This is a genomic window from Alphaproteobacteria bacterium PA2, from assembly GCA_002256425.1.
Lineage (GTDB): Bacteria > Pseudomonadota > Alphaproteobacteria > Caulobacterales > Caulobacteraceae > Phenylobacterium.
In genome coordinates this window covers 1,642,156-1,659,181 of sequence record NKIZ01000001.1, presented here as the reverse complement: position 1 = coordinate 1,659,181, position 17,026 = coordinate 1,642,156, and the positions used below count along the sequence as shown (strand labels likewise).

Genomic DNA, 17,026 nt, shown 5'->3' with positions numbered 1-17,026 from the left:
GCCAGCCCCTGACCGGGCGTCGACCCCGATCAGACGAAGACCACCGTCTTGCCGCCCTCGGCCAGGACCCGATGCTCGCAATGCCAGGTGACGGCGCGGGCCAGGACGGCGCATTCCACATCCCGGCCGATCAGCACCATCTGGTCCGGGCCCAGGCTGTGGTCGACCCGCTGGACGTCCTGCTCGATGATCGGCCCCTCATCCAGGTCGGTGGTCACATAGTGGGCCGTGGCGCCGATGATCTTGACCCCGCGATCATAGGCCTGGTGATAGGGCTTGGCGCCCTTGAAGCCCGGCAGGAAGGAATGGTGGATGTTGATGCACCGCCCGGCCAGGGCCTCGCACATCTGCGGCGACAGGATCTGCATGTAGCGGGCGAGCACCACAAGATCGACCTGCAGCTCATTGATAAGGCCCAGAAACTGCGCCTCCTGCTCGGCCTTGGTGGCTGCGGTGATCGGCAGGTGATGGAAGGGCACGCCGCTCCACTCCACGAAGGAGCGCAGGTCATCATGGTTTGACACCACCCCCACCACCTCGGCCGGCAGCAGGCCTGCCCGCCAGCGGTGCAGCAGGTCGAACAGGCAGTGACCGAACTTCGACACCGCCAGCAGGACCCGGGGCTTCACCTGATTGTCGTGCAGGGACCAGGTCATGTGGAACCGGTGGGCGATCAGCTCGAAGCCCTGCTTCAGGGCGCCCATTTCCGGCATGTCGCCTTCCGCGTGGAAGACAGTGCGCATGTAGAACTGACCCGCCAGGCCATCATTGAAGTGGTTGGACTCGACAATCGACGCGTCATTGTCAGCCAGGAAGCCGGAGACAGCCGCCACCACGCCCTTACGGTCGGGGCATTTGAGGATCAGGGTGTAGCGGGGTTTTGCAATCGGCGGCGCCATGGGAAGTCCTTACTGTCGCGGCGCCATAAATCGGGGGACTGAAGGTTTGGCGAGCGATTTTTTCAGGCCCGCGCCTGAAATCGGACGCCTAGCCGGATCCGCGGCGATCACGGCCCGGTTTTTCATCGGGAAGCGGCGGTCCGCTGCGGGTCTTGCCCTGCCAGCTGGGCCTGGCCTGGGGCCAGATGACTTCACAGGCCCAGGCAGTCTGGCGGCACTTGGCGCAGGGCTTGGAGAGCTTTTCCAGCAGATCGATGTGGAAGGTGTCGCCGCTCCCGGTCCCGGCCGCCTTGAGCTGGGCCGCGGCCCTGTCCGGCGTGATGGTCTTCTCCCACTTGCAGCCCGTGCATCTCAGCCTGATCCGCACCTGTGGAAACCGGCTCAGCGCCTTGAGGGTCAGGCCCGAGCCCTCGCGGCTGTCCTTGAAGCCCATGGCGCAGCCCCCCGGCTTTCGGCAGAGCAATAGCGCCTTGAGTTCCTTGACCGGGAAGGGCGCATAGCCGCGCCGGATCAGGTTGTCGAAGTCGATCCAGAACCGCCGCCGGCAGTCCCGCTGGTCACAGGCGCCGCTGACACTCTGCCCACGGGCCAGATAGCCCCCCACCGTCTGGTCAGGCACAAGCTGATCATTGAAGACCCGCCAACCGGGCGGCGGAGAGGAGGACGGCGGACTCGGCATTTCAAAAAGAACAAAAGCAGAACTTTGAAGCCAAGGCGAGCCCCCTCTTGCCGCAGGGCGCCGAAACCATGGAAGGTGCCCCCATGAGCAAGACTTCCCTGATCTTCGATTGCGATCCGGGCGTCGACGACGCCATCGCCCTCTTCCTGGCCTTTGCGGCCCCGGACGAGATCGACCTGCTGGGGGTGACGACCGTCGCCGGCAATGTCGCCGCGGCCCTGACCGCCCGCAACGCCTGCATACTCCGGCAGATCAGTGGACGGGAGGATGTCCCGGTCCATGCCGGATGCGAGCGACCCATGGTCCGCCCGCCCATCGACGCCGGGCACTTTCATGGTCAGACCGGCCTTGGCGACCTTCCGGTCTTCACCCCGGAAAAGGGCGTCGAGGCGACCCACGGGGTCGACTTCATTATCGAGACAGTCATGTCCCGACCGTCCGGAACCGTCACGATCGCCGTGACTGGCCCCATGACCAATCTGGCCATGGCCATGGTCAAGGAACCCCGGATCGTCGCGCGCCTGGCGAATGTTGTCGCCATGGGCGGCGCCAGATCCGAGGGCGGCAACATCACGGCTTCCGCCGAGTACAATATCTATGCCGACCCCCACGCCGCTCAGGTCGTCGCAAGCTCCGGTGCGCCCCTGGTCATGATGGGCCTGGACGTCACCCATCAGGTCCGGGCGTCGAAGGGCCACATCGCCAGGATAGGCGCCCTGAAGACGGCGGTCTCGGAGGCCAGCGTCAACCTCCTGGACTTCATGGCGCGGACCGAGGCCGCCCTGGGCTCCGGGGGCGATCCGCCGCAGCATGACCTCTGCCCCATTGCTTACCTGCTGGCGCCGGACCTCTTCACCCTGCGCCCGTGCCGGATGGAGGTTGAAGCCGCCTCGCCCCTCACCGCCGGCCACACTGCCGTGGAGTTCAGGCTGGGAGACGGCCCGGCGCCGCACATCCAGTGGGGCGCGCACGCTGACGCACAGGGGGTTTTTGACCTTCTCACCTACCGGCTGGGCCGATGAACCCGGTCCGCCTGCAGGTCCTCGGCTCAATCAATCTCGACCTCGTCGCCTCAGGCGCACTCTTGCCCGCACCGGGAGAAACCGTCACAGGCGCCAGCCTTGCCCGCTATCCCGGCGGCAAGGGCGCCAACCAGGCCCTGGCGGCACGCCGGCTGGGCGCAGAGGTCACGCTGATTGGCAGGGTGGGTCTCGATCCGTTCGCCGAAGAAGCCCTGCAGATCCTGCGGCTTGACGGGGTAAACCTCACCCAGGTCACAGTGGATGAAACCCTGCCGACCGGAGTCGCCCTGATCGCCGTATCGCCCGAAGGTGAAAACCAGATCATCGTCGCGTCCGGCGCCAACCTGGGTCTGACCGGAGTGCCGGACCTCGGCCCTGAGGCCCTGCTATGCCAGCTGGAACTGCCCCTGGACACGGTCGCCGCAGCGGTCGGCGCCGCCAGGGGCTTTGTCGCTGTGAACCTCGCCCCTGCCCTTCCGGTCCCCGACATTCTGCTGACCCGGCCGGACCTTTTGGTGGTCAATGAGGGAGAGGCCGCCTTCTATGGCGACAAACTCCATGCCGGACAGGGACTTGTCGCTGTAACCCTGGGCGCCCGAGGCGCGGTGGTCTACCGGCAGGGATCAGAGATCGCCCGGGCAGAACCCCCTGCCGTCCAGGTGGTGGACACCACAGGCGCTGGGGACTGCTTCTTCGCCGCCCTGTCGGTCGCCCTCCTGGAAAGCCAGCCTCTGGAAGCAGCCCTTGCCTTTGCCTGCGCAGCCGGTGCGATCGCCACCACAAGGGAGGGCGCTCAGACCTCCATGCCCTCGCGCGGGGATGTCGAAAGCTACATCAAGGTTACTTGAGATAAATCGACTAATAACCTGTTCTGGCGTGATTTAAGGCCAGGAGTTAAAGTCAGAACTCGGCGACAATCCTGCCGCCGGGGGCGAGCACCCTGCCCGCTGGAACCCTGTTCCCAGGACCGGTCAGGCGGACCACTTTCTCTATGCCCGGCGCCAGATGAAACCCGTTGTCAGAGGGCTCAAAACCTGGCGCTTCAACGCGCAGCGACGGCAGGAATTTCTGCGAGGCGAGCCGCAGGACATGGCCATCGAGCGAGGCCGTCAATTGCACATCATCGGGTGTCCGAAGGCGCTCTCCAGGGAAGTGGAAGGCCTCTGCCAGCACCTCGCCATCCTCGCCCCGCAACCGGGCGATGGAGACGTCATGGCCCGGCGGGCCGAACCTGTAAGCATAGGTCAGGTCGAAAAACCGGCCGATCAGGGCGAAGGCCGACAGGGTCTGGCCACTGTGCGCCGGCGCTTCGATGTCGTGGGTGACAGACAGAACCGGCGTCGCCCCATCCCGCAGGCAGGTGAACTCCAGAACCAGAGTACGGGACCTGTTTGTTTCATTGAGGACGTGCACGGCCAGACCATTGACGCCCTCGTCTGTCAGGGTCAGCTGGATCGGCCGGAAGGCGCGCTTCAGGGCATACCAGACCGCCTTCGGCCGCCCATTGCAATCCAGAACGCCCCACCCGGCCCCGGGCTCCAGATCCTGGAAGGTCCAGACCAGGCCGCCGCCGCACGCGGAAGCGGGACGTCGCCACTCGGCGAAGGTCGCCTCCATGATTTCCGATACAGCTGCATTGCATAAATCGGCGTAGAGGACTGGATCCCGGGCCAGCAGCCCGGCGGGGTCTTCTCCATAGAGCCTTCCCAGATAGTAATCCCGGACATCTGCGAAATCCCAGTCGGCGCCCAGATCTCTGGGAACCCCAAGGCCCCGATCCGTCACCGGGCCGTCTGGCAGATTGGCGAAGGCCAGGCACTCGGAGGCAAACCGCACATTGGCCCGGCGGGCATCCTCAAGGGGCCGCAGATAGGCGCCGACCCCGTAATAGTGCCCCACGCCGCTGTCGACCACGAAAGGCAAGGCGCCGCCGCTGGGGGAGTTGGGGACAAAGGGAACATCCGGCCGCCACAGGGCCGCCGCCCTGGGCATGATCTCGTCAAACAGATGGCTGGCGTAGTTTTCTTCCCTAAGCCCCATCATCGCCGCCTGCTGGTGCACCTCGCTGCCGCCGCAGATCACGGCAAGTGAAGGCGAGAGCTGACGGTCAGACAGCACCTGGGCCAGTTCAAGATCGACCTCCCGGGCGAAGTCAGGATCGGAAGCCGGATAGTCGAAATTGGCGAACATGAAATCCTGCCAGACCAGTATCCCCAGCTCATCGCACAGGTCATGGAAGGCCCGGCCCTCATAGGCGCCGGTTCCGCTCAGCCGCAGCATGTTCATTCCGGCCGCCTTGGCCCGGGCGATCAGGGGGGCGTAATGATCCCGGTCACAGGACCGGCCGACGGGATCTGAACTGGTCCAGACGGCGCCGCGGGCGAAGACCGGAACACCGTTGATGCGAAGCTGGAACCCCTGCCCGTCTTCGCCCCTGTCCACAGCGATGTCGCGAAAGCCGGTGCGCACCAGATCAAGGATGGTGTCGCCGACCTGAAGCTTGACGGGATAGAGAGGTTGGTCCCCATGGGTATGCGGCCACCAGGGACGAACGCCGGACAGGGCCATGCGGCCCGCATACCGCCCGGCGCCCATGGACGTCAGAGCCAGCCTTCGCTCATCACAGACCAGGACCGGAGCAGAGGAAATATCGACGCCCGCGATCTCCGCTGAGATCCACGCCCGTCCCCCATCATATCCCGTCTTGATGTCGAGGTTTTCGATCCTGAGCGTCGGCCGACCGAGAGCCACGATCGGTCGCCAGGGGCCGATGGTTTCGAAGACCGGACTCCATCCAGGCACATGGCCGATCAGGGACGTTCGCACCCCGCGCAGGCCCTGATGGTCGATCATCCGAGGGCGCCAGCGGGCCCTCGGAAGTTTGCGCTCCAGGTGTGGCGCCATGGCCCGGAAGGCCAGCCAGAGGGTCTTCACCCCCTCAGGAGGAAGTTCGACCTCATGGGCCAGGAACATGGAGGTTGAAGTGAGGACCAGCTTGCCGTCCAGCCAGACCTCGGCAAGACCGGCCAGCCCCTCAAACCTCAGGCTTCCGGGACCAGACAGGTCCACATCGCGCCGCCACCAGACATCCTGCTCCGTCAATCGGTCAAAGGATCGACCTGCATCCCGCAAGGCCCCGGCAGTAGTTCCCGGCGCCCGGGCGGGGATCCAGTCAACCCGTCGTGAGGCCGCTGAGGGATCCGGGCATGCTCCGGCCTCTGTCAGGGCCAGGGTCCAGCCTTCGGAAAGCGGCGACCGGGTCTGGCCCGTCATGCTGTTGATGCGGGCCATGAATTCAGGCCGCCCTGCCCCACCGGGAGTCGAGGTCGGCCATGAGCTGATCCCAGGCCTCAACCGCAGGCTCCAGGGCCCCGGCCAGGGTATCGAACTTCTTGCGGGCGCAGGCCCGGGCCAGCTGGAACTGGCAGGCCTTGGCCGTCTGAGCGATCACGTCCGCAGGCGCCACGCCCGCGGCTTCCGGATCCAGCCAGGCCAGATGGTCGCTGAGCAACAGGAAGTTCGCGCCGAACTGGCGCAGGGTGTTGAAGGCATAGAGATGGAAGAAGGCCGGCTCCCGCCGGGACACTGCTTCGGCCTGGGTCGGAAAATCCGCCTGGAACCGCTTCAGGGGATTGGAGACCGGACGCCGGGCCAGATGCCGTTGCAGGAGAAGCCCGGCTTCTGTGCGATCGGCTGGCCTGGCGCCGCCTGCTGGCTCCTTGATGAACTCCACATAGGGCAGGAAGGGCGTGACCCCGTCGCCATACCCCTGGAACACTCCCTCGAAGTCCTCACCCTCCAGGCTGTGATAACCCGGACCATGGAAATAGCCCGCCCGCCGGGCCTCGATGTCCAGGTGGTTGAAGATCACCGATGTCTTGCCGTGGGCCAGTCTGTAAGTGAGCCCCCGGGTGTCAGGCAGGAAATAGCTGTCGACCTCGACAATGCTCAGTCGTCCCTGGGCGAGTTGCCGGTCAATGTGAACCGCCAGATCATCATAGATGGCGAGTTCCTGGACCTGCAGGCCGTGCAGGCGCTCGATGTCTTCCAGCAGGGGTTTGGTGAAGGTGAACTGGTCACCCTCATAGTCCTGGGTGACCGCAGATCCGAATATGCCCTGCGGCCCGACGCCATAGGCGTGCAGGAGTTCGACCCAGAGGTCTGAATAGCAATTGCTTTCCGGCCAGGCCCGCTCGAGGGCGTGCATGGAGTGGCGCTGATAGGTCGCCGGGTCCAGGCCTGGGAAGCGCGCCGCCATGGGGATCAGCCCCAGAGGGTGTCGCGCACCGACTTCGGCCAGGCGTCGAGGTCGAGGCCGTGATGCTTCAGCAATGCCAGGGCGATGCGGTCCATACCGAACCCCGTGCAGGCCGTCTGGGCGACACCGCCGTCGGCGGTATGGATGCCCCAGGTCTCGCCGAAGTGTTCCTGGTGATAGTTGAAGCTCATGATCGCCGTCGGCCCGGCCGGATTGGCGATCTGGACCAGCAGCTCGAACTTAAGTTCCTGCTCCCTTTGTCCGGCCCGCATCAGCCGTCCGCCCCGGCCGAAGAAGGGGTCATTGGCCAGATCGATGTCGAGGGGCAGTCCGACGGCGCCCATCATTTCCCGGCCACGCTTCAGCCAGGTCTCGCGGAAGGCCAGCACCTCGTCCTGGGTTCCAGCCCGCACAAACTCCCGGATCCGGAACATCTGCATGCGTGCAGGATCTTCCGAAGGCTCGTGCCGGAAACAATAGGATTGCAGGTCAAACACCCGGCCGCCTTCCGGCAGGGGGCCTCTGGCCGCCATGACCGGATAGACCGGATAACAGGTGGCCGGCGTCAGGGCGACGTCCGTACAGGCCAGGCCCTTGGTCCAGTCGCCGCCTTCATCCAGTTCCCGAAGGAGTTCGCCATGGTCGTGGTCGTTGCCGCAGAAGCTGTGAACCGCCCCGGCCAGCTGGGGGAAACTCTTGAGATAGCCGCTCTTCTCGAACTGGGTCCGGTTCATGCCGGGCGGGAAGGAAATCTTCTCGGCCCTGTCGTCCTTGACCACGCGGGAAATCAGGCCGTCAAAAGCGGATATGACCGACTCATAGACTTCGCCACGTCCGAACAGCCCCGGAACACCGGAAGGGATCAGATATCCCCGATCAAACAGTTGCTGCAGGAAGCTGGGCTGATCGGTCATGGGATCAAGCCGCCTTGGCGCTGAGCTTGGTCACGGCCTCGGCGATGGAACTGATCGAGGCGAAGGTCTTGCGGGTCAGCAGGGCGTCAGGGAATTCGATGTCGAAAGCCTCTTCAAGCCCCAGCATCAGGTCGACTGAAGCAAAAGAGGTCATGCCCGCTTCATAAAGATCCGCCGCTTCGTCCAGACCGGCGACATCAACCGCCAGACCGCCGTGCCTGGCGACGATTTCCCGAATTTGCTCGTTCATGATGAAACGCCTTGAAACCTTATTTTCTAACCCTCTTCGTACAGCAGGCTCGTAAACCGGGGCTCACTGAACTTGGTAAATAAAGTCTGTGGACTTTCAGCAGCTTAGGCCCGGGAAATAACCTCTCGAAGCTCAGGGGCCCGGTGCATTATTACCGCAAAATCATAGGCATAGGCGGCCACCTCCCGAAGGGTCATGAAGCTCCAGTGCGCAAGGGAGGTCGTCCCCCGGCCGCGGGCGAGCGGACCCCTTTCTGAGGAAACCCCAAGCGCCCGGAACAGCATGGCGACCCTGGGCGCATGGTAGACGTCCGTGCAGATGACAGCGCCTTCCAGGCCAGAGATCCTGATGAAGCGGGCGGCGGCGACAACATTCTGGAGCGTATCGCGGCTGTCTTCGTCCAGGGTCAGCCGTTCCGGCGGGACGCCCTCGGAGATGAGGATACGCCTCATGACGGAAGCTTCCGAAGGGCCGTGCCTGCCAGGCCCCCCCGAACAGAAGATCGGCGCGTCTGGCGCCCGTCGGGCGGCTTCCAGGCCGTACAGGGTTCGCCTGTGCAGGCTGGGGCTTGGCGCGCCATCCGGCCGGACGGCGGCCCCTAGTATGACGATGGCCGAATGCATGGCTGCAGTCTGCCGCCGAAGCGCCAATGACGCCAGTCCGGGCAAAGAGGAACCATCAATGTCGCAGGCGTGTTTCACCTTTGGCGAGGGCCCAAGAAGCCTGTACACCTTGGCCTGACCCGGACTCACCCGGGCGGCACCCCTCCCCGAGCCTCCTGCGGCAAAACCGAAGAGCTGATGGATCAACCCGCCGAATTCCGTGTGAACCAGACTCCGGAGGGAACGACCGTCTCCCTCACGGGCAAGTGGTCTGGCTCCGGCGTGGACGATGCCGGCCGGGACCTGGCCAAAAGCCTGGCCACGGTGGGGCCCTTCAGCCTCGATCTTTCCGGCGTCGAGCGCATGGACACGACGGCCGCCTATCTGCTGATCCGCGCGGCCGGAGAACGCCTGGACCTGACGGCCACTCAGGGACGGCCAGAGGTCAGAAGACTGCTGGAACTGGTCTCCAAGGCCACCAACGCCAGGGTCAGGGAAAAGCTTCCGCCCCGCGGCTTCCACGAAATGACCATCCGCATTGGTCGCGGCGTGATCGAGTTGTGGCGGGAATTCATCGACACCATGGTCTTTGTGGGCCACCTGCTGGTGGTCCTGGGTCGTTCGATCGTCAGGCCCCAGAAGGTGCGGTGGGCGGCCTGCTTCTCCCTTGCGGAGCGGGCAGGACTGGACGCCGTGCCCATTGTCGCGACCACATCCTTCTTCATTGGCGCTGTCGTCGGCCTCCTGGGGGTCAACACCCTCCGGCAATTTGGCGCCGAGGTGTTTTCCGTGGACCTGATCGGCATAGCCGTCCTGCGGGAATTCAACATCGTCATCGCCGCCATTCTGCTCGCGGGCCGATCGGCATCCGCCTTCGCCGCTGAAATCGGCTCGATGAAGATGAACCAGGAAATCGACGCCATGCTGGTGCTGGGCATAGATCCGTTCGAGGCCCTGGTTTTCCCACGTTTCGCCGCGCTGCTGGTGACGGTTCCGCTCCTGACCTTTGTCGCAACCCTGGCCGGTCTGTTCGGGGGGCTGCTGATCACCTGGTCAATCCTTGGGGTCGGTCCGGCCTTCTTCCTGCAGCGCATCCTCGACAATGTGGGACCTACCCACTTCTGGATCGGCATGTCCAAGGCGCCGGTCATGGCCGCCGTCATCGCGGGCATAGGCTGTCGCCAGGGCCTGGAAGTCGGCGGCGATGTCGAGTCCCTGGGCCGCAGGGTGACCGCCGCCGTCGTTCACGCCACCTTCGCCATCATCATGATCGATGCCCTGTTCGCCCTCCTCTATATGGAGATGGACCTGTGACCGGGGCGTCTGATCCAGTCATCGAGATCGTTGATCTGGTGTCGCAGTTCGGCGAGCATCGTATCCACGACCACCTGAACCTGTCGGTGGAGCGAGGAGAAATCCTTGGCGTCGTCGGCGGGTCAGGCACCGGCAAATCGGTCCTGCTCAATACGGTCATTGGCCTGAAAAGCCCCGAGGGCGGCCAGGTCAAGGTGTTTGGCCAGGATATTCACACCGCCAATCGCAAGGGCTGGAGCGACATCGAGCGCCGCTGGGGCGTGCTGTTCCAGCAGGGCGCCCTGTTCTCGAACCTGACCGTCCGCGAGAACGTCGCCGCCCCCCTCTATGAGCATACGGACCTGTCCCGCTCGACCATCCACGAGTTGGCCGACCTGCGGATCGGTCTGGTTGGCCTGGCCCCCGACGTCGCCCTTCAGAAGCCCTCCGAGCTATCAGGCGGCATGCGCAAGCGGGTCGGGCTGGCCCGGGCGCTGGTGCTGGATCCGGACCTGCTGTTCCTTGATGAGCCAACGGCGGGACTGGATCCCATTGCTGCGGCTGCCTTTGACGAGATGATCCTGGACCTGTCCCGCAGCCTGTCCCTGACCGTCTTCATGATCACCCACGACCTGGACAGCCTCTACACCATCACCGACCGCGTGGCGGTGCTGGCTGACAAGAAGGTGGTTGAGGTCGCTCCGGTGGAAACCCTGGAGCAATCTGACCATCCCTGGATTCAGGAATACTTTCTGGGACCGCGCGGACGCGCTGCGGGCCAAAAACACAGGACGCTCGCCTGATGGAAAAAGACGCAAACTACGCAGTTGTCGGTCTATCGACCCTTTTGCTGTTCTTCGGGGTCGTGATCTTTTCGGTCTGGCTGGCGCGTATCAGCCTGAACCGCGACTTCAACCTCTATGACATTAACTTCCCGGGCCCGATCAACGGCCTCAGCCAGGGCGGCGAGGTGCGATTTAACGGGATCAAGGTCGGCGAAATCACCAAGATCGAACTGGCCAAGGCCGACCCCAAGAATGTGACAGCCCACGTCCGCATGGGTTCGGATGTTCCCGTTCGCGCCGACTCCTACGCCACGATCGAACCCCTGGGCATTACCGGCGTCAGCTTCATCCAGATCTCGGCAGGCTCGCCGAACCAACCCCTGCTGAAGGACAAGACGCCCATCGGCAAGATCCCTCTGATCCTGTCCCGTCGCAGCGCCCTCTCCGACCTGCTCGAGGGCGGTGGCACTGTGCTGGCGCGGACCGTCGAGGCCCTGGACCGGGTCAATCGGGTCCTCTCGGACCAGAACATCAAGACCTTCGGCAAGGCCCTGGATGACACCCAGACCGTCACGGCCGAGCTGGCCGCCAAAAAGCAGCTGTTCGGCGACGCCCAGGCCGCCTTGCAGAGCATCGACGCCGCCGCCCAGCAGATCACCGCCCTTTCTTCAGCCGGCCAGACCCTGCTGGACGGCGATGGCCAGCGCAGCCTCAAGTCCGTCGCCGACGCCGCCATCGAAGCGCAAAGCGCCGCCAAGGACCTGAGGGGCATGATGGGCAAGCTGGACGGGCCCACCAGTGAGTTCGCCGCCAATGGCCTGCCCCAGCTGACGGCGGCGGTCAGTTCCCTGCAATCCACCGCCCAATCCCTGGACCGGCTGGTCAGGGAACTGGAGGCAAATCCCCAGGCATTGGTGGCCAAGTCGCCCGCCGCCGAGAAAGAGGTCAGGCCATGAACCACATCACGAAACTCATCGTCGTTGTCGTGGCCCTGGCGCTCAGCGGCTGCATAACCGTCTTTCCGAAGACCAAGCCCTCGCAGCTCTACCGTTTCGACGGGCGTCAGGCGGAAATCGCGGGCGCAAACCCTGCGGGGCCAAGGATTGGGGTGGTCAGGGCTGGCGGCAGTTTCAACCATGCAGCGGCGGGAGACCGGATCCTCACCGTGACCGGGTCTGAAGTGGCCTATGTCGCCCAGGCCCGTTGGGCCGAACCGGCTGAAACCCTGTTCAATGAGGCTCTGCTGGGCGCCTTCAACGCGGGTCCGGGACCGGCCCGCCTGGTCATTCGCGGTGAGCCTGCCCGGGCGGACTACACCCTGCGCCTGGATGTTCAGAGGTTCGAGGCGGTCTACGACCGGGGCGCCAGGGCGGCGCCTGAAGTGCGGGTGGAGGTTCACATGGTCCTGATCCGCGCCTCTGACCGGGTTCTGGTCAAGGACGAGACGCTTGCCGTTCAGACCCGGGCCGAGGCCAATCGTGTTTCAGCCATCGTTCAGGCCTTTGATCAGGCCGTGGGCAAGGTGCTGACGCAGATTGTCACGAACACCAACGCCGGCGCCGCTTAGGCGTCCAGCCCTGCGATCCGCTTGGCGGCGGTAACCGTATTGACCAGAAGGCAGGCCACAGTCATGGGCCCGACCCCGCCTGGCACGGGCGTAATGGCGCTGGCGACCTCACGGGCCGCCTTGTAGTCCACATCGCCCACAAGCTTGGTCTTGCCCTCCGCCGCCTTGACCGGGTCACGGAAGGGCACGGGATTGGTTCCCACATCGATCACGACGACGCCGGGCTTGAGCCACTCAGCCTTGATCATCTGGGCCCGACCGGCTGCGGCGACCAGGATGTCGGCTTCGCGGCAGACCGCAGCCAGATCCCTGGTCTTCGAATGGGCGATGGTGACGGTGCAGTCGGCATGGGTCAGCAGCTGGGCGACAGGCCGGCCTACCAGGGCCGAGCGTCCCACCACCACAGCGCGCTTGCCGGCCAGATCAGGGCCCAGGGTGTCGCGGATCAGGATCATGCAGCCAACCGGCGTACAGGGCGCCAGGCATGGCAGGCCCTGAGCCAGGCGTCCGGCGTTGATCACGTTCAGGCCATCCACATCCTTGTCGGGATCTATGGCCTGGATGATGGCCTTCTCGTCGAGGCCCTTGGGCAGAGGCAGCTGGACCAGAATGCCGTGTATGGCCGGGTCACCATTCAGGTGGCGGACAAGGGCCAGCAGCTCGGTCTGCGAGGTGTCGGCCGGCAGGATATGGGTCACTGAATGCATGCCCGCGGCCTTGGACTGCTCGCCCTTGGACCGGACATAGACCTGGCTGGCGCCGTCATCCCCCACCAGAACCACCGCCAGACCCGGGGTCAGGCCATGATCGGACTTGAGGCGAGCGACTTCGGCGGCGACATCGGTCCGCAGCCGTTCCGCCGTCGCCCGTCCGTCAATAATGCTGGCTTGGGTCATGGGTCCTAGTCCTTGCTGTAGAGGGCCAGATAGGCGTCGACGCGACCGGCTTCGACATCGGCCAGACTGATGGCCGGCCAGCCCACGGTCATTTTCGGCGAGGCTCGCCAGGCTTCAACGATCAGGTCGCGAAACTGTCCGGCGCCGGTGGCCAGGCCGGCCAGGGCAAAGGCCTTGCCCTGGGCATCCGCATCACGAAGGCCGCCCTGTTTCTCAAGCTGATAGAGCGGAATGACCAGCTTTCCGGTTGCGATGAGATAGGCCGAAATCCTGGATTCGAGAGGGCCAACCGGCGGTTTCAGAGGCGGCATGGCCTGCCGGACATCCGACATCCTGATATTGGCGGCGACGAAATCGCTCTCGAAGGGGCCATGGATCCGGGCGGTCGTGTAACCCTCGGGATTGGGAAAATCGCCCCAGCCATTATAGTGGATGGTCACGTGTAGCGGCTGTGATCCGTCACCCACATAGTGGGACAGGTGGCCAAGCGTGGTCAGGATCAGGTACTCGCGGCGCACCCGATCGGCCTTGAGCCAGGCCCGGCGGCCGGCATTGCGTTCCAGCCGCTCCGCCGCCGCTGTCACCCGCCAATAGGCGAAATCCTTGGTCAGCTGCTGCTGGGTCTCGACGATGGAATAGGGCAGATAGCCGGCGTCCCAGCTGTTTGTCCCCGCAGCCTTCAATGCGGCTTCGTAGTCTTTTCGGGTGGTTGGAAGGTTCTCGAGCCGGGGACCGCCGAGAATGGTCCCGTCATCTGACAGGTCGACGAAATGGCCCGGATCACGGTTCTGGTCGTGAAGTTTGCCGGCGCCCTTCCACCGATCCGGCTCGCGGGCCAGCTCTCCAACGTCGGCGGCCGCCTTCGGCGTGCGCAGAAATGCGGGGAGGTCGGCGGGCAGGGCTTCCATGGCTGCCTGCCCGATCATCCTGTGCCCGGATCCTCCCCAGGCATGGGCCGCCATGGGCGCGAGACACACAGACAGGCTTAGGGCGAGGGCAATGCGTTTCATGCCCAGCGGTGTGCTGGGGAATCTGCCGGAAGGCAAGCGCCTCAGAGTGGCGAAAGCCCCAGCTCTGACTCAACACGCCGAATCCAGGCCTGAATCAGGGGGTAGAGGGAAAGATCAAAGCCCCCCTCTCCCGCCATCCGCGTATAGGCTACCAGGGCGATGTCGGCGAGGCTGATGGATTGACCCACCAGGAAGGATGACTTCACCAGGGCCGCCTCCATGACCGCAAGGGCCGCATTTCCCCGCTCCACAAGGCGGGTTTCAAGCTCCGAAGCGGGCTTTCCGAGATACCTGACCTGGAACCTGGCCACGGCGACATAGGGCTCGTGGCTGTATTGCTCCCAGAACATCCACTCCAGCATTTTTGCCCGCTCATAGGCGTCCTGGGGCACGAGTGCGGAGGTCTCGGCCAGATGAAGGATGATGGCGTTGGACTGGGCCAGGGGGCAACCATCATCCAGGACCACCAGCGGAACCTGGCCCGCCGGATTGAGCGCCAGGAACTCAGGTGTCCGGGTTTCGGCCTTCAGGACGTCGGTCTCAACCCATTCATAGCCCAGGCCAAGGCGGTCGGCCGTCCATTTGACCTTCAGGCAGTTTCCAGAAATCGAGTCGCCGTAAACGCGCAATCTGCTCTCTCCTCACGTCCCGCGAACCTACCGCAAGAGACGCAGAAGGCCACCCCCGGAAATGCGGCACAGTGTCCGGAACCGCTCAATGAGTTGTGAGCCCCGCCGCCAGAGGCTAGTAAGGCCACCGCTGACAGAACAACGACGAAGGAGGACGCCGTCATGGGACGCCGCCTCGCCGCCCTGGCCGCCCTGCCTTTTCTCGCACTTGCGGGCCTGGCCCATGCTGAACCAGCCCCGAATGACCCGATTGGCGATGTGCTGCTGGGCCTTCTGACCGGAACCCTGCCAGGATCCCCGACCTACCAGCTCAAGGCCTCCCTCTACCATGCCGGCGCAAGGGGTGTTGGGGTAATGGATTCCCTGGGATGCCGGGTTGTCGCCATGCGAACGGCCGCCATCGACACCCGGGTCATCCCGCGGCGCACCGTGTTGTTCATCAAGGAAACCGTTGGTCTGCCCATGCCGGACGGTGGGACCCACGACGGCTACTGGTACGCCTCGGATACGGGGGGAGCGATCAAGGGCGCGCGGATCGACCTTTTCACCGGCATGAGTGCAGCTTCCATGTCCAACCTGCGCCCGCTGAACATGGCGAAGCTGTCCGTCAGCCCGGTGGGCGTCTTCAAGGGCTGTCCGCCGAATTAGGTTTCGACGAAGGCCCGTTCCAGCACGTAGTCGCCTGGTGCAGCCAGGGAGCCTTCCACATATCCCTTGGACTCCAGCAGAACCTTCAAGTCCGCAAGCACCGAAGGTCCGCCGCACAGCATCAGCCGATCGGTGGCGGGATCCAGATCCGGGAGGCCAAGGTCGCGGCACATCTGACCTGACGCGATGAGGTCCGTGATCCGGCCCTGGGTCTTGAAGGGCTCCCGTGTCACGGTGGGGTAGTATCTCAGCTTGTCGCCGATGATCTCGCCCAGGATCTCGTCATTGGGCAGGTCCTTTTCGAACATGTCCCGATAGTTCAGGTCGGCCACCTGACGCACGGTGTGGGTGACAATGACCTCATCGAACCGGTCATAGACCTCCGGATCCCGGGCCAGGCTCAGCCAGGGCGCCAGGCCCGTGCCGGTGCCCAGCATGAACAGCCGCTTGCCGGGCTTCAGGCCATCCAGAACCAGGGTGCCGGTGGGCTTGCGCCCGATCAGCACCTTGTCGCCCACCTTGATGTCCTGCAGGCGAGAGGTCAGGGGACCGTCCGGCACCTTGATGGAATAGAATTCCAGCTCTTCATGCCAGGACGGGCTGGCGATGGAATAGGCGCGCAGCAGGGGTTTGCCGTCGACTTCCAGGCCCACCATGACGAACTGGCCGCTCTGGAAGCGGAAGGCCGGATCGCGGGTCGTGCGGAAGGAAAACAGCCGGTCGGTCCAGTGCTGGGTCCAGGTCACGGTTTCCGTCAGAAACGCGCTCTTCTTGGCGGCCGGCGCCGCTGTTGGTTCGGTCATGATCGGGTCTTCTCGTTCGTCGAGGCTAGATGTCGCCGCCGACATTGGCGACGGCGCCTGGCGCGCGGGCGACATGTATGCCGCATTCGGTCTTTTCGGAACCCGCCCAGCGGCCCGCCCGGACATCTTTGTCGTCTTCGACGGCCTGGGTGCAGGGCCAGCAGCCGATGGAGGGGAAGCCCTGGGCCACCAGGGGATGGGGCGGGAGCTGATGAAGCTCCATATAGGTGTCGAGCTCGGCTTTTCCCCAATTGGCCAGGGGATTGAATTTCAGCTGGTGATCGGCGGCCTCGACCACAGGCAGGCTGACACGATCCCCGCCGTGGAAACGTTTGCGGCCGGTGATCCAGGCCTCATAGCCAGTCAGGGCCCGATCCAGCGGCAGGACCTTGCGCACATGGCAACAGCCGTCGGTATCAGTCTGCCATAGCTTGGCGTCGGGATCGGCTGTCGCCAGATCCGTAAAGGCCGGACGCAGGTCCTGCACCCGCGTCAGGCCCAGCCAGGCGGCCAGGTTGCGGCGGTAGTCCAGGGTCTGGGCGAACAGCATGCCGGTGTCCAGGAACATGACCGGCATGTCAGGCTTCACCTGGGCGACCAGATGCAGCAACACCGCCGACTCAGCGCCAAAGGACGACACCAGGGCCAGGCGGTCTCCAAAGGCGTCCACTGCAGCCTTGAGGATTTCTGCCGGTTCAGCATGGCGCAGTTCCACATCCAGGCGGATCGCCAGAGATGTGGTTTCTTCCTGATCGAAGGCCATGGCGCTTA

At 64.5% G+C, this 17,026-nt stretch carries 19 protein-coding genes; 7 read left to right on the top strand and 12 right to left on the bottom strand.

Going from position 1 to position 17,026, the window contains the following annotated elements; genetic code table 11:
- Positions 1–29 precede the first annotated feature (29 nt).
- Both purU and CFE28_07980 read right to left on the bottom strand, forming a co-directional pair.
- On the bottom strand, positions 30–899 hold the full coding sequence (purU, locus tag CFE28_07985; protein ID OYU69940.1) for a formyltetrahydrofolate deformylase: 870 nt from the start codon (positions 897–899) through the stop codon (positions 30–32).
- Positions 900–987: 88 nt separating this feature from the next.
- Positions 988–1,578 carry a hypothetical protein gene (locus tag CFE28_07980; protein OYU69939.1) on the bottom strand — a complete coding sequence of 197 codons (591 nt, stop codon included), beginning with the start codon at positions 1,576–1,578 and terminating at the stop codon, positions 988–990.
- Positions 1,579–1,661: 83 nt separating this feature from the next.
- Between CFE28_07980 and CFE28_07975 the strand changes: the two genes are divergently transcribed.
- Both CFE28_07975 and CFE28_07970 read left to right on the top strand, forming a co-directional pair.
- Positions 1,662–2,600: a nucleoside hydrolase gene (locus CFE28_07975; GenBank protein ID OYU71616.1), complete on the top strand. Its 939-nt coding sequence runs from the start codon at positions 1,662–1,664 to the stop codon at positions 2,598–2,600.
- Complete coding sequence (locus CFE28_07970; protein ID OYU69938.1) at positions 2,597–3,448, top strand: ribokinase; 852 nt, start codon at positions 2,597–2,599, stop codon at positions 3,446–3,448. Before CFE28_07975 ends, CFE28_07970 begins: the two co-directional genes overlap by 4 nt.
- 52 nt (positions 3,449–3,500) lie before the next feature.
- Here CFE28_07970 and CFE28_07965 read toward each other — a convergent pair whose 3' ends face one another.
- The 5 genes from CFE28_07965 to CFE28_07945 all read right to left on the bottom strand — a co-directional run bounded on the left by CFE28_07965 (position 3,501) and on the right by CFE28_07945 (position 8,645).
- A complete protein-coding gene (locus CFE28_07965; GenBank protein OYU69937.1) occupies positions 3,501–5,891 on the bottom strand; it encodes a beta-mannosidase in 2,391 nt (796 codons plus the stop codon).
- A 4-nt stretch (positions 5,892–5,895) separates the two neighbouring features.
- Complete coding sequence (locus CFE28_07960) at positions 5,896–6,858, bottom strand: serine--tRNA ligase (GenBank protein ID OYU69936.1); 963 nt, start codon at positions 6,856–6,858, stop codon at positions 5,896–5,898.
- A gap of 5 nt (positions 6,859–6,863) precedes the next feature.
- A complete protein-coding gene (locus CFE28_07955) occupies positions 6,864–7,772 on the bottom strand; it encodes an amino acid--[acyl-carrier-protein] ligase (GenBank protein OYU69935.1) in 909 nt (302 codons plus the stop codon).
- A 4-nt stretch (positions 7,773–7,776) separates the two neighbouring features.
- Positions 7,777–8,022 carry an acyl carrier protein gene (locus CFE28_07950; protein OYU69934.1) on the bottom strand — a complete coding sequence of 82 codons (246 nt, stop codon included), beginning with the start codon at positions 8,020–8,022 and terminating at the stop codon, positions 7,777–7,779.
- A gap of 104 nt (positions 8,023–8,126) precedes the next feature.
- Complete coding sequence (locus CFE28_07945) at positions 8,127–8,645, bottom strand: hypothetical protein (GenBank protein OYU69933.1); 519 nt, start codon at positions 8,643–8,645, stop codon at positions 8,127–8,129.
- Positions 8,646–8,822: 177 nt separating this feature from the next.
- Between CFE28_07945 and CFE28_07940 the strand changes: the two genes are divergently transcribed.
- Genes CFE28_07940 through CFE28_07925 form a run of 4 tightly spaced genes read left to right on the top strand, consistent with a single transcriptional unit; the run spans position 8,823 to position 12,269 of the window.
- Entirely contained in the window at positions 8,823–9,938 is a 1,116-nt protein-coding gene (locus CFE28_07940; GenBank protein ID OYU69932.1) for an ABC transporter permease, read from the top strand.
- A complete protein-coding gene (locus CFE28_07935) occupies positions 9,935–10,720 on the top strand; it encodes an ABC transporter ATP-binding protein (GenBank protein ID OYU69931.1) in 786 nt (261 codons plus the stop codon). Before CFE28_07940 ends, CFE28_07935 begins: the two co-directional genes overlap by 4 nt.
- A complete protein-coding gene (locus CFE28_07930; GenBank protein OYU69930.1) occupies positions 10,720–11,658 on the top strand; it encodes an ABC transporter substrate-binding protein in 939 nt (312 codons plus the stop codon). The genes CFE28_07935 and CFE28_07930 overlap by 1 nt, the downstream gene beginning before the upstream one ends.
- Complete coding sequence (locus CFE28_07925; GenBank protein OYU69929.1) at positions 11,655–12,269, top strand: ABC transporter; 615 nt, start codon at positions 11,655–11,657, stop codon at positions 12,267–12,269. The genes CFE28_07930 and CFE28_07925 overlap by 4 nt, the downstream gene beginning before the upstream one ends.
- On the opposite strand, the gene CFE28_07920 is transcribed toward CFE28_07925, so the two are convergent.
- Genes CFE28_07920 through CFE28_07910 form a run of 3 tightly spaced genes read right to left on the bottom strand, consistent with a single transcriptional unit; the run spans position 12,266 to position 14,804 of the window.
- The gene (locus CFE28_07920; protein OYU69928.1) at positions 12,266–13,165 is read right to left on the bottom strand and encodes a bifunctional methylenetetrahydrofolate dehydrogenase/methenyltetrahydrofolate cyclohydrolase; all 900 of its coding nucleotides are present in this window, start codon (positions 13,163–13,165) and stop codon (positions 12,266–12,268) included. The genes CFE28_07925 and CFE28_07920 overlap by 4 nt on opposite strands.
- 5 nt (positions 13,166–13,170) lie before the next feature.
- Positions 13,171–14,175: a S1/P1 Nuclease gene (locus CFE28_07915; protein OYU69927.1), complete on the bottom strand. Its 1,005-nt coding sequence runs from the start codon at positions 14,173–14,175 to the stop codon at positions 13,171–13,173.
- Positions 14,176–14,216: 41 nt separating this feature from the next.
- On the bottom strand, positions 14,217–14,804 hold the full coding sequence (locus tag CFE28_07910) for a glutathione S-transferase (GenBank protein ID OYU69926.1): 588 nt from the start codon (positions 14,802–14,804) through the stop codon (positions 14,217–14,219).
- 162 nt (positions 14,805–14,966) lie between these two features.
- Here CFE28_07910 and CFE28_07905 point away from each other — a divergent pair, with 162 nt between their 5' ends.
- Positions 14,967–15,452: a hypothetical protein gene (locus CFE28_07905; GenBank protein ID OYU69925.1), complete on the top strand. Its 486-nt coding sequence runs from the start codon at positions 14,967–14,969 to the stop codon at positions 15,450–15,452.
- Here CFE28_07905 and CFE28_07900 read toward each other — a convergent pair.
- Both CFE28_07900 and CFE28_07895 read right to left on the bottom strand, forming a co-directional pair.
- Entirely contained in the window at positions 15,449–16,255 is an 807-nt protein-coding gene (locus CFE28_07900) for a ferredoxin--NADP(+) reductase (protein OYU69924.1), read from the bottom strand. The two genes, CFE28_07905 and CFE28_07900, sit on opposite strands and share 4 nt — an antisense overlap.
- 25 nt (positions 16,256–16,280) lie before the next feature.
- Positions 16,281–17,018 (bottom strand): phosphoadenosine phosphosulfate reductase, encoded by a 738-nt coding sequence (locus CFE28_07895; protein ID OYU69923.1) that lies wholly within the window; start codon positions 17,016–17,018, stop codon positions 16,281–16,283.
- Between the last annotated feature and the right edge of the window lie 8 nt (positions 17,019–17,026).